We start from the raw sequence: 12,062 nt of genomic DNA, 5'->3' as shown, positions 1-12,062 counted from the left end.
CCGAGACAGCGGAAGCAGCAGCCTGGCCGCCACCGGTCGAGGAATGACGCACTTCTCAGTGAACAAATGATCACGATCCGTACTTGCGCACCCCGGCCCCGAACCCCCTTCGGACCGGTGATGATCACCCTGAAGTGTGAACATGCGATATTCACCATTCGTGGTGCCACGTTCATCATTTCGGGTCGCGACGACGCCCGGTTGTCGCAATGAGCTTCTGCTACCGAGGGTGATCGCTCCCCTCGCTCGCTACCAACGGTGGTGGTTGCGCCGCAGTGCCACCCCCGCCATCAAACCCGAAAGCCTTACACGTTTAGCATGGGAAGATTCCTGGGTGCGCGTTCGCACCGGAACCGGCTTTTGACACTTCCGGCACCCCGATGCAAATCTTCTCCTCGCTCCTCGCGAGAGCAACAGTGAAAACCATCAGGAACAAGGAGCCCCTCCATGCACTCGCTCATCCACTGCGCGCACCACGGCCACGACATCCTCAGCAACCTGCTGGCCGGCGTCGCGCACCTGGTCGGCTGGCTCGTCTGAGCGGCCCCAAGGATTGATCGCGGAGGCCGGCCTGTTGGCGCGGGCCGGTCTCCGCGCAATTTTCCACGCTATTCCGAGACATTCGGAATAGCGTGGGTTTTTTGTTTTCCCACCCGCCGAAGCTGCCCGACACAGCGTCAACCCGGCCATTACCCTCGGTGATCACACCTGCTGGACGTGAACCATCTTCATGCTTACCCCCGCCCAGAAGAGCTAGGCTCGAAGCACAACGTCCGAGTGCTCAGGGAGGGGCAAACAGTGGCGCAGACAGAAGTGGCGCAGAGAGAAGCGGCGCAGCGGGAAACAGTGGCGCTGAGGGAGGCCGTGACAGTCGCCCAGCCGGGGGTCACGCTCGCCGAACCGGACCGGACCACTACCGGGCAAGCCCTCACCTGCCCGGTGGACCCAGGGGAACTGAGTGCGAGCGGCGGCATGCTCGCCGAGCCGGGAAAGCGAGCACAGAACCGATGAACGGCGCCCAATCCCTGATCCGCACGCTCGTCGACTGCGGCGTCGAAGTGTGTTTCGCCAACCCAGGTACCTCGGAGATGCACTTCGTGGCCGCGCTCGACTCGGTGCCGGAAATGCGCGGCGTGCCGGCGCTGTTCGAGGGCGTCGCCACCGGCGCGGCCGACGGTTACGCGCGGATCGCCGGCAAACCCGCGGCCACCTTGCTGCACCTCGGTCCGGGTCTGGGCAACGGCCTGGCGAATCTGCACAACGCACGGCGCGCGGCGGCTCCGATCGTCAACGTGGTCGGTGACCACGCCACCTACCACGCGCAGTATGACGCGCCGCTGGAGTCGGACATCGACTCGCTGACCGGCTGGCTCGACGGCTGGACGCGGCGTTCCGGGCACCCCAAGGACGTCGGTGCGGACGCGGCCGCCGCAGTCGCCGCCGCACAGGACGCTCCCGGCCGGATCGCCACGCTCGTGCTGCCCGCGGACGTGTCCTGGGGCGAGGGCGGCGAAACCTGCGCACCGATTCCTCCGCGGGTGCCGCACGCAGTGGACTCGACCACGGTGCAGGCGATCGCGGACGTCCTGCGCAGCGGCGAGCCGGTCGCGCTGCTGATCGGCGGCGACGCCTGCCGCGCAGCGGGATTGCGGGCGGCCAGCCGGATCGCCGAGGCCACCGGGGCCAAGGCGTTCACCGAAACGTTTCCGGCGCGGATCGAACGCGGGGCCGGGCTGCCACACGTCGAACGGCTCGGCTACCTGGCCGAACAAGCGAGGTACCAGCTCGACGGAGTACGGCATCTCATAGTCGCCGGCGCGAAGGCACCGGTGTCGTTCTTCGCCTATCCCGGGATGCCGAGCGAGCTGGCCCCGGACGGCGCGCAGGTGCACATGCTCGCGGCGCCGGGCCAGCACGTGGCCGCCGCACTCGGCGAGGTCGCCGCGCTGGTCGCCGCGGACACCGAACCGGTGGTGCAGCAGGCAGTCCGGCCGGACCTGCCGAGCGGACCGCTCAGCCCGCAGAACTGGGTCGATGTGATCGGCGCGCTGCTCCCGGAAGACGCGATCGTCGTCGACGAGACCAACACCTCGGGCGTGCTGCTCCCAGCGGGCACCGCAGGTGCGCCACGCCACGACGTGCTGACGCTCACCGGCGGAGCGATCGGCTTCGGCATGCCGGTGGCCGTCGGCGCCGCCATCGCCGCGCCCCAGCGGCCGGTGATCAACCTGGAGGCAGACGGCAGCGCGATGTACACGATCTCGGCGCTGTGGACGCAGGCCCGCGAGAACCTCGACGTGACCACAGTCGTACTCAACAACAACGCCTACGCGATCCTGCGCATGGAGCTGCAACGCGTCGGCGCGTCCGGCGACGGCCCGCGCGCCAAGAACCTGCTCGACCTCGGACGGCCGGACTTGGACTTCGTGAAAATCGCCGAAGGCATGGGCGTACCGGCCACCCGCGCGACGACCGCCGAGGAACTCGCCCAGCAGTTCCGCCACGCGGTCGCCGAACCAGGCCCGCACTTGATCGACGCGGCGGTACCGCCGTTGGTCTGACTTCAGGCACGGGCTCTGCGCTCAGACCCCGACCAGTTCCCGCGCCTGCGCGCGAGGTACCACCAGGGTAAGCGCCAGTCCGCCGAGAGCGGCCACCGCGGCCACGGTGAAGGCGACGCGGAACCCGGTCAGCGACGGCACGGTCAGCGCGCCCGCCGTCACGGTCAGGTGGGCGAGCAGGGTCGCCATCACCGCGCTGGCGGTGGAGGTGCCGACCGCGCGCATGAGCGCGTTGAGACCGTTGGCGGACGCGGTTTCGGTGACCGGCACCGCGCTCATGATCAGTGCGGGCATGGCCGCGTACGCGATGCCGACCCCGGCGCCGATGATCACCGATGCGACGACCAGCTCGAACACGTTGTCCATCAACAGGATCGCGAAGAGGTAGCCGAGGGCGATCACGACGGTGCCGGTGATCAGGGTGGTCCGCGCGCCGTAGCGGTTGGTCAGTCGCGCGGAGACCGGCGACAGCAGCATCATGACCAGTCCGTTGGGCGCCAAGCACAAGCCTGCCTGGACCATGGTCAGGCCGAAGCCGTACCCGGTCGAGGAAGGTGCCTGCAGCAGTTGCGGGAACGACAAAGCCATGGCGTACATGGCAAACCCGGCCAGGATCGAGGCCAGGTTCGTGAACAGCACCGGCCGCCGGACCGACACCCGGAGATCGACCAGTGGGTCTCGCCGGTGCAGCTGGTACCGGCCCCAGCCCGCGAACACGACCACTGCCGCCGCCGCGAAACCGAGCGTCGCGGGGCTGCCCCAGCCCCATTCACCGCCCTTCACGATCGGCAGCAGCAGGCAGGTGAGCCCGGTTACCAGCCCGAACGCACCGAGGTAGTCGAAGGGCGCGGACGCGCGCACCGGAGATTCCGGCACATAACGGAGAATCAGCAGCGCACAGCCGAGGCCGAGCCCGGCCGAACCCCAGAAGAGCACATGCCAGTCGGCGTGCTCCGCGACGACCGCGGCGAGCGGCAGCCCGATCGCGCTGCCGACCCCGAGCGTGGCACTCATCAGCGAGATCGCACCGCTGACGCGTTCGGCGGGCAGTTCATCCCGCATGATGCTGATGCCGAGCGGGATCACCCCCATCGCGCAGCCTTGCAGCCCCCGGCCGAGCACCATCAGCATCAGCGAACTGGTCAGCGCCGACAGCACCGAACCGGCCACCAGCACGGCGAGACTGGCCAGCAGCACACGCCGTTTGCCGTAGAGATCGCCGAGCCGCCCGCTGACCGGCGTGATGACCGCGCCGGCGAGAAGAGTGACCGTGACGACCCAGGACGCGTCGGTCGGCGTGGTGTCCAGCAGCCGCGGAAAGGCCGGAATCAACGGAACGACCAGCGTCTGCATGAACGCCGCGACCAGCCCGCACGAGGCGAGCACCACAACGATCGCCCGCCCACCAGCCTGTGCCACGACTCCCCCTGCCCGGTCGTTCCAATCCGTACGCGGTACTGAAACGTACGTTACCGGGCGAGCCACCCGAACCGGCGGGTTCGTGACCCATCAGACCCTCCGGATACGCCGGACTGGGCCGAACGGAGCAGCCGGGTCAGAACGGCCGGGGCGAGCGGTCGGGGCAGAGCGGTCGGATCAGCGGGTCAAATCACAGCCATGTCCGCACCCCGCCGTGCCCGGAGCAGGTTCCCGAGCGGTGCTGGCTGTAGCTGTAGCTGCCGTCCTTGCAGAGCGCGGTCGCACCGGACGAATTCGACGACGGGCGGTGCACGCAGATGCCGGACGAATTCCGGTAGTAGTCGTCACCGCACGCGGCCGGCTGCGCCGGGGCTGCGACATCGGGGGGTTTCGGCTTCGCTGCAGCGACTTTCGGTGCGGTGGTTCTCGGTGCGGCGACTTTCGGCGCAGCCGTCTTCACCGTGGTGTCCGGCGCGGCAGCGGTTTCCGGCGCGGCAGCCACCGACGTCGCAGGCACGGCTGAGCTGCTCGAAACCACCGGCGACTCCGGCACGCTGGTCGCGGACGACGGCGCCGAGGACGTCGGATAGCCGCTTGTGGACAACGTAGTCCCGGTATTCCCGGCCGGTGCCGGGCCGGCTCCACATCCGGCGAGCAACACGCCCACAGCCAGGGCAATCCCCAGTCTCCGCAGCATTCCTGCCTCCTCGCACAATGCAACGCGCAGGAGTAGTCGAGCGGTGACCGGATTCCGTTACACCCGTTGCCGATTAAACCGGTTTTCGGGAAACCTGTTGCCTGGCAACGAATGCTGCCGGACGTGCACGCCGCATCCGTTGCCTGCCCGCCTGGCCACCAACCCAGTCGCGCCGGGGCCGGTGATCACCGTGGGTGCCGACTCCGGTGACAGATATCCACCGGAAGGAGGCAGACAAGGACTCCGATTTTCGATTGCGTGGAAGGGCCTGGCCGACCACGGCGACCGATGAGGGGTGAGGATGGCAGATCTGCCGGCTGACGCGACCTTCGAAAAGGGCATGGCTCAGCTGAGACAACCGGCGGAGATACCGGTTCGCTCGAACGAGCGCCTCGCCGGGGCAGTGGCGAGACTGGCCGCCGAACTCCGGGACGAACGCCGCAAGAAAGGAGAGGAAGGCGAGGAGCCACCCGATCCGGGCAAGATGCCCGTGCCGCGAATCGGGACCACGCCATGGGACATCCTGCAGGCATTCGGCCGAGCCACCGCATTGTCCAGCCAGAATCCTTCGCGAGGCCTCTCCCACCACTGGAACTGCCTGCGCTATCTCACCACCCTGTGTTCCGAAAACGGGATCCTGGCCCGTTCCGAGGATGCCAAAGACACCAGGTACCACAACAAAGGGACGCAGTCCCGAGATCTCGGCATCGCCGTCGCGCTCCTGGTCGCCCGGCGCACCCTGGAACGATTGCACCCGGGCTATCGCTTCGAGGTGGTCGATCTCGAACTCGCACTCGCGGCGGGCTGGGCGATGCGCGCAAGGGACCGCGAGCAGGACGCACCCAAACCTCCGCCGGAACGACCGGCTTTCTTCCTCGTCGGCCGGAAGGCGGCCGCGCCACTGCTCTTGGCGGTGGCCGACGGCCGTGGCTCGCACGCGAAGGAGCCACTTCAGCATAAGCAACTAACGCGGTCCGCCGAACTGGCTTACCTGATAGCGCTGGGATCGGACGCCCACCCGGTACCGAATCTGTTGCTGTCCACCACCTTCGCCGGCAAGAACGGTATCGAAGTTCTCATGCTCGGCAACGACGACGGCGGTGAGCTGGGCGTCCCCGGTGGATCACTGCCGAACCTGTCCGGGGAAGTGGAACAGCAGAACTTCATTTCGTTCATCACCACCACCGACGAGGACGGCAATTCGACAGACCGCCTTGGATTCCACATTGAGCCCGGCGGCTACGAGTGGCTGTCCCGGGTCCTCGTCCGATCGTCGGCGGCCATGCTGCTCACCTTCGCCGGCGACCGTGATACCGCAAGCCGGTACCTTACCCAGAGACAGGGATTCCGGATCGGCGGAGAACGTGCGCAGCACGGGCTCGACGCCCAGTGTGACGTCCGGATCACCGTGAACGGGATCGACCTCGACAGCACGGATCACGTGTTCCGGTTCCGGGGAGTCCGGGTCGAGGTCTTCTCCGGCCTTCCCCTGCACCTGTACGAACTCCTCAAGGAAGACCCGGGCCATCCCGGCTACGAAGCCGAGCTGCAGGCGATTCACCGACAGTGGCGGCAATCCGCGGCGGAGCGGCACTGGGGCGGGATCATCACCATGGACCGCGACGGCGCCGTGATGGCCCTGCGAAAGATCGACGACGGAGACCGCAACCGAGCCGAAATCCGCTACCTGCGCGGCGACGCCGCCAACCGCCGCGGTAAAGAGCAGGAATGAAAACGGGGCCGCTCCGGCGAACAGAGCGGCCCCGTCCGTCAAGCGTTATTCGTAGATCTCTCCCTTGGCCGCCTTCTCCACCAGCGAAGCCGGAGGCTCGAAGTGGCTGCCATAACGGGCGGCCAGTTCCCGTGCCCGGTCGACGAAACCCTGCAGGCCGCCGGAATACTGGTTGATGTACTGGATCACGCCACCGGTCCACGCGGGGAAGCCGATACCGAAGATGGAGCCGATGTTCGCGTCGGCGATCGAGGTCAGGACGCCCTCGTCGAAGCATTTCACGGTTTCCAGGGCTTCGGCGAAGAGCATCCGCTCCTTGAGATCCTCGAAGGGAACGTCGCCGGTGCCGGACTTGAACGCGTCACGCAGGCCGGGCCACAGGCCGGTGCGCTTGCCGTTCTCGTCGTATTCGTAGAAACCCGAGCCGGTGCTGCGGCCCTTGCGGTCGTACTCGTCGAGCATCCGGTCGATCACGGCTTCCGACGCGTGCGGCGTCCAGGTGCCGCCCGCGGCCTCGACCGCGGCCCGGGTTTCGGCCCGGATCTTGCGCGGCAGGGTCAGCGTCAGCTCGTCCATCAGCTGCAGCGGCGGCGCCGGGTAGCCGGCCTGCGAACCGGCCTGCTCGATCGTCGCGGGCTCCACGCCTTCGCCCAGCGCGGCCACGGCTTCGTTGATGAACGTGCCGATCACCCGCGAGGTGAAGAAGCCGCGGCTGTCGTTGACCACGATCGGGGTCTTGCGAATCTGCAGCGTGTAGTCGAAGACCTTGGCCAGTGTGGCCGGCGACGTCTTCTCCCCGCAGATGATCTCGACCAGCGGCATCTTGTCCACCGGCGAGAAGAAGTGGATCCCGATGAAGTCCTCGGTCCGCTGCACGCCCTCGGCGAGCGTGGTGATCGGCAGCGTGGAGGTGTTCGAGCCGAGCACGGCGTCGGCGTTGACGACGCCCTCGATCTCGGCGAACACCTTGTGCTTCAGCTCGACGCTCTCGAACACCGCCTCGATCACGAAGTCGACGCCCTTGAGGTCGGCCGCGTCGCCGGTCGGGATGATCCGGCCGAGCAGCTCGTCCGACTTCTCCTGCGTCGTCTTGCCGCGGGAGAGCGCCTTTTCCTCCAGCTTGACCGCGTAACCCTTGCCTTTTTCGGCCGCTTCCCGCGAGACGTCCTTGAGGACCACGTCGATGCCCGCCTTCGCGGACACGTACGCGATCGCGGCACCCATCATCCCGGCGCCGAGCACACCCACCTTCTTCGCGGTGTACTTCTCGAACCCGTCCGGACGCGAACCGCCGGAGTTGATCGTCTGCAGGTCGAAGAAGAACGCCTTGGTCATGTTCTTCGAGACCTGCCCGGTGGCCAGGTGCACGAAGTAGCGCGTCTCGACCGTGATCGCGGTGTCGAAGTCCACTTGGGACCCTTCGATCGCCGCGGCCAGGATCGCCCGCGGGGCGGGCATCGGCGCGCCCTTGAGCTGCTTGCGCAGGTTCGCCGGGAACGCCGGCAGGTTCGCCGCGAAACCCGGGTTCGACGGGGTGCCGCCCGGGATCTTGTACCCCTTGACGTCCCAGGGCTGCACGCCGCCCTCGGGGTTGGCCTTGATCCACGCCTTCGCGGCGGGCACCAGCTCCTCGACGGTGTCCACGACCTCGTGCACCAGACCCAGCTCGAGCGCCTTGCGCGGCTTGTGCCGCTGGCCCTGCAGCAGCACGTTCAGCAGCGCGTTCTGGATGCCGAGCAGCCGCACGGTGCGGACCACGCCGCCGCCACCGGGCAGCAGGCCTAGGGTGACCTCGGGCAGGCCGATCTGGCTGCCTTTGGCATCGGCCGCGATCCGGTGGTGGGTGGCCAGCGCGATCTCGAGGCCGCCGCCGAGCGCGGCGCCGTTGATGGCCGCGACGACCGGCTTGCCGAGCTGCTCCAGCCTGCGGAGCCCGTTCTTCATCTCGCCGCTCGACGCGGTGATGTCCGCGGCGTCCTCCGGCTTGGCCTGGATCAGGTCGCGCAAGTCGCCGCCGGCGAAGAAGGTCTTCTTCGCGGAAGTGACCACGACACCGGTGATGTCGTCCTTCTCCGCTTCGAGCCGGTCGACGATCACACCGAGCGACTCGCGGAACGCGGCGTTCATCGTGTTGGCCGACTGGCCGGGGTCGTCCAGGGTCAGCGTGACGATGCCGTCGGCGTCGGAGTCCCAGCGAATGGTCTTGCTCTCAGCCATTTCTATCCTCACACCCGCTCGATGATCGTCGCCACGCCCATGCCGCCGCCGATGCACAGCGTCACCAGCGCACGCCGCGCGTTACGGCGCTCCAGTTCGTCCACCACGGTGCCGACCAGCATCGCGCCGGTCGCGCCGAGCGGGTGGCCCATGGCGATCGCGCCGCCGTTGACGTTGATCTTCTCGTCCGGCAGGTCCAGATCCCTCTGCCACTTCAGCACGACGGAGGCGAACGCCTCGTTGAGCTCCCACAGGTCGATGTCGTCCACGGTCAGGCCCGCGGTCTTGAGCACCTTCCGGGTGGCCGGGGTCGGGCCGGTGAGCATGATCGTGGGCTCCGAGCCGATGGCCGCGGTGGCCACAATGCGCGCCCGCGGCGTGAGGCCGAAGGTCTTGCCCGCCTGCTCGCTGCCGACCAGCACCACCGCGGCGCCGTCGACGATGCCGGAGGAGTTGCCGCCGGTGTGCACGTGGTCGATCTTCTCGACCTGGTGGTACTTCTGCAGCGCGACCGCGTCGAAGCCGCCCATCTCACCGATCGCGGTGAACGCCGGCTTGAGCTTCGCCAGGCCTTCCACCGTGCTGCCCGGACGGCGGTGCTCGTCGTGGTCGAGGATGGTGACGCCGTTGAGGTCCTTCACCGGCACCACGGACTTCGCGAAGTAGCCGCCGGACCAGGCCGCCTCGGCCTTCTCCTGGGAACGGACCGCGAACCGGTCGACGTCCTCGCGGGAGAAGCCCTCCATGGTGGCGATCAGGTCGGCGCCGATGCCCTGCGGCACGATGTACTGGTCGTAGGCGGTGGCCGGGTCCATGAACAGCGCGCCGCCGTCGGAGCCCATCGGCACCCGCGACATCGACTCCACCCCGCCCGCGATGACCAGCTGATCCCAGCCGGAACGCACCTTCTGCGCGGCGGTGTTCGTGGCTTCCAGGCCGGACGCGCAGAACCGGTTGAGCTGCACCCCGGCCACCGTCTCGGGCAGGCCGGACACCAGTGCGGCGGTCCGCGCGATGTCCGCGCCCTGCTCGCCGACCGGGGACACGACGCCGAGCACGATGTCGTCGATCGCCTTCGGGTCGAGGTTCGGGTGACGGACCTTGAGCTCTTCGATCAGGCCGGCCACCAGGTCGACCGGCTTGGTGCCGTGCAGGGCACCGCCCTTGTTCTTGCCCCGGGGCGTGCGCAACGCCTCGTAGATGTAGGCCTCGCTACTCACTGAACACTCCTCCGCGAAGCGGCGTGGTTGGACACTGCGGTGTAACTCCCCGCTGAGCATACCCACCAGTAGGTGCTAATGGCCATTAACATAGGCCCTGAGAACCCCAAGGTGTCAATGGTTTGCTCCCGTTCCAAATACGGCTATGGTCGGTTCACCATGAGTACCCAGCCCGCACGCGCTTCGCGGCCTCGCGACCGCAAAGCCCAGCTCGCCGCGGTGGCAGCCGGGCTGTTCCGCGTGCGTGGCTTCCACGGCGTCTCGGTCATCGACATCGCCGCTGAGGCAGGTATCACAGGACCCGCGCTGTACCGGCATTTCACGGACAAGCAGGCGATCCTGGCCTACGTCGTGCTGGGCGGGATCGATGAGATGGAAGCAGTCACCAGCGCTTCGCTGGCCTGCTCCGAAGTGCCAGCCGAGCAGCTGAGCACCTTACTCACCGGCATGGCGACGCACGGCGTCGAACGCCGGGAGATCGCCGCGCTGTGGCGCTGGGAAGGGCCGCATCTGCCGCGCGAAGAGCGCCGCGAGATCCGCCGCCGGTCGAGCGCGGTACTCGACGCGTGGACGAAGCTGCTGCGCACGCTGCGTCCGGAACTGACCACCGACAACGCCGAGTTCCTGTGCTGGGCCGCGTTGTCGGTGTTCGGAAGCGTCGCCGTGCACCACACATCGGTGGCTCGCAAACGCTTCGTGTCACTGCTCGCCGAGCTGGCCAGCGATGTGCTCGACGCCACACTCCCCGAGAGCGCTCCGGTGGCCACGATCACCCCCGGGCTGGGCACGCCGTCGCGCCGGGAGCAGATCCTCACCGCGGCCACGTCGCTGTTCGGCGAACGTGGTTTCCACGCGGTGAGCATGGAGGACATCGGCGCGGCCGCGGGCATCGCCGGCCCGAGCGTCTACCGTCACTTCCCGAGCAAGGCGGCGCTGATGGGGGCGATCGGCCATCGGGCGGCGGACCGGCTGGCGCTGGCCGCCGAGCAGGCGCTACAGGCCCCGGACGAGACGACGGCGCTGCGGCAGCTGGCCGCGTCGTACGTGCGAACGCTGCTGCGTACCCCCGAAATGCTGGTTTCGTTCACCGAGGGCCGGGTCGCGGTCCCGGACCGCGACAAGGCCGATCTCCTTCGTGTGCAACGGGATTACGTCGGGCAGTGGGTCGCTCTGCTGACCGCGGCACAGCCGGGGCTGCCCGCCCGCGAGGCGAAGATCCGGGTGCACGCGGCGCTGACGATCGCGAACGACCTGAGCCGGACGCGGCCGGTGAACGGACGGCCAGGGCTCGAAGCCGAGCTGACGGCGCTGCTGGAAACCGCGCTCGGGCTCGGCTGAGCCCCGGCTCACCCAGACGACCGGCGGCCGAAGATCCACCGGTTCGCCTCCAGCGCGTCGCTCGGCAGCGGTCGTGGGCCCGCCCCGTACTTCGCGGTGAAGTGGAACGGCGTGCGCACCTGCATGGCCCAGCCGCGATCCATCAGGTCGGCCGCGGATTCCGGACGCGGTTCGTAGTCGAACAGGCCCAGCAGATCAAGGCCGATGCGCTCGCGCGCGTGCCGGTAGATCGGGCTGTGCTGCACCACTGGACGCTCCGGGGTCAGCTTGATCTCATACCCCAGCACCGAACCGGGGGCGGACAGCTGATGTACGGCGTCGAACAGCCTGCGCTCGGCGTCGCCCGGCAGGTACAGCAGCAACCCCTCCACCAGCCACGCCGTGCGCAGCGTCGGGTCGAAACCGTTCTTCTGCAACGGTTTCGACCACTCGTCACACAGGTCGACGGCGATCGTGGCACGTTCGGCGACCGGCTGCGCGGCCATGCCGTCGAGGACCCACTGCTTGTGGACGAGGATTTCGGCGCGATCGAGTTCGAAGAAGCGGCAACCGGGCGGCCAGCCGAGCCGGAAAGCGCGGGTGTCGAGGCCGGCGCCGAGCAGCACGATCTGCCGGATCCCGTCGCGCACGGCGCGCAGCAGGAAATCGTCGAGGACACGCGTGCGCAGGCCGAAGTAGTGCGCGAGCCGGCCCCACAGCGGGTCGGCGTCGCCGTCGGGCACTTCCGCCCAGCTCACCGGCCATCCGGCGGCGAATTCGTCGGCTCGGACGAACGCTTCGGCGAACCGGTCGCAAGCCAGCGCGTCGGGGCGGGTGCCCTCGATCGCCCTCGCCGCGGCGACCATCAGTGCGGTGCGGCCGACGGGGGAAACGGGCAC

At 68.3% G+C, this 12,062-nt stretch carries 10 protein-coding genes; 5 read left to right on the top strand and 5 right to left on the bottom strand.

What is annotated here, in order from left to right:
- Positions 1–864 precede the first annotated feature (864 nt).
- Both ATK36_RS32435 and ATK36_RS23400 read left to right on the top strand, forming a co-directional pair.
- Positions 865–1,011, top strand: coding sequence for a hypothetical protein (locus ATK36_RS32435; RefSeq protein WP_170069869.1), 147 nt, complete (start codon positions 865–867; stop codon positions 1,009–1,011).
- Positions 1,008–2,561, top strand: a complete 1,554-nt coding sequence (locus tag ATK36_RS23400; RefSeq protein ID WP_098513451.1) for an acetolactate synthase large subunit — start codon at positions 1,008–1,010, stop codon at positions 2,559–2,561. The genes ATK36_RS32435 and ATK36_RS23400 overlap by 4 nt, the downstream gene beginning before the upstream one ends.
- Positions 2,562–2,582: 21 nt before the next feature.
- Here ATK36_RS23400 and ATK36_RS23395 read toward each other — a convergent pair whose 3' ends face one another.
- Positions 2,583–3,980, bottom strand: a complete 1,398-nt coding sequence (locus tag ATK36_RS23395; RefSeq protein WP_098513450.1) for an MFS transporter — start codon at positions 3,978–3,980, stop codon at positions 2,583–2,585.
- Between the two features lie 190 nt (positions 3,981–4,170).
- Positions 4,171–4,440 (bottom strand): DUF3761 domain-containing protein, encoded by a 270-nt coding sequence (locus tag ATK36_RS34470; RefSeq protein WP_342752095.1) that lies wholly within the window; start codon positions 4,438–4,440, stop codon positions 4,171–4,173.
- Here ATK36_RS34470 and ATK36_RS34465 point away from each other — a divergent pair.
- The gene (locus ATK36_RS34465) at positions 4,400–4,570 is read left to right on the top strand and encodes a hypothetical protein (protein ID WP_342752102.1); all 171 of its coding nucleotides are present in this window, start codon (positions 4,400–4,402) and stop codon (positions 4,568–4,570) included. The genes ATK36_RS34470 and ATK36_RS34465 overlap by 41 nt on opposite strands.
- Positions 4,571–4,978: 408 nt before the next feature.
- Positions 4,979–6,409, top strand: coding sequence for a hypothetical protein (locus tag ATK36_RS23385; protein ID WP_098513448.1), 1,431 nt, complete (start codon positions 4,979–4,981; stop codon positions 6,407–6,409).
- A 45-nt stretch (positions 6,410–6,454) separates the two neighbouring features.
- On the opposite strand, the gene ATK36_RS23380 is transcribed toward ATK36_RS23385, so the two are convergent.
- Together ATK36_RS23380 and ATK36_RS23375 are read right to left on the bottom strand one after the other, a co-directional pair.
- On the bottom strand, positions 6,455–8,626 hold the full coding sequence (locus tag ATK36_RS23380) for a 3-hydroxyacyl-CoA dehydrogenase NAD-binding domain-containing protein (RefSeq protein WP_098513447.1): 2,172 nt from the start codon (positions 8,624–8,626) through the stop codon (positions 6,455–6,457).
- Between the two features lie 8 nt (positions 8,627–8,634).
- The gene (locus ATK36_RS23375; protein WP_098513446.1) at positions 8,635–9,846 is read right to left on the bottom strand and encodes an acetyl-CoA C-acetyltransferase; all 1,212 of its coding nucleotides are present in this window, start codon (positions 9,844–9,846) and stop codon (positions 8,635–8,637) included.
- A 159-nt stretch (positions 9,847–10,005) separates the two neighbouring features.
- On the opposite strand from ATK36_RS23375, the gene ATK36_RS23370 reads away from it, so the two are divergent.
- Positions 10,006–11,184 carry a TetR/AcrR family transcriptional regulator gene (locus ATK36_RS23370; protein ID WP_098515132.1) on the top strand — a complete coding sequence of 393 codons (1,179 nt, stop codon included), beginning with the start codon at positions 10,006–10,008 and terminating at the stop codon, positions 11,182–11,184.
- Between the two features lie 8 nt (positions 11,185–11,192).
- On the opposite strand, the gene ATK36_RS23365 is transcribed toward ATK36_RS23370, so the two are convergent.
- Positions 11,193–12,062, bottom strand: a complete 870-nt coding sequence (locus ATK36_RS23365) for an SAM-dependent methyltransferase (RefSeq protein WP_245915033.1) — start codon at positions 12,060–12,062, stop codon at positions 11,193–11,195.

Origin of the sequence: Amycolatopsis sulphurea, assembly GCF_002564045.1 — a bacterium.
GTDB lineage: Bacteria > Actinomycetota > Actinomycetes > Mycobacteriales > Pseudonocardiaceae > Amycolatopsis > Amycolatopsis sulphurea.
This window is presented reverse-complemented; position numbering and strand designations above follow the sequence as displayed.

Excerpts from the sequence above, each read along its gene's own strand:
- ATK36_RS23400 (WP_098513451.1), top strand. The coding sequence starts at position 1,008 with ATGAACGGCGCCCAATCCCTGATCCGCACGCTCGTCGACTGCGGCGTC.
- ATK36_RS23385 (WP_098513448.1), top strand. The coding sequence starts at position 4,979 with ATGGCAGATCTGCCGGCTGACGCGACCTTCGAAAAGGGCATGGCTCAG.
- ATK36_RS23380 (WP_098513447.1), bottom strand. The coding sequence starts at position 8,626 with ATGGCTGAGAGCAAGACCATTCGCTGGGACTCCGACGCCGACGGCATC.
- ATK36_RS23370 (WP_098515132.1), top strand. The coding sequence starts at position 10,006 with ATGAGTACCCAGCCCGCACGCGCTTCGCGGCCTCGCGACCGCAAAGCC.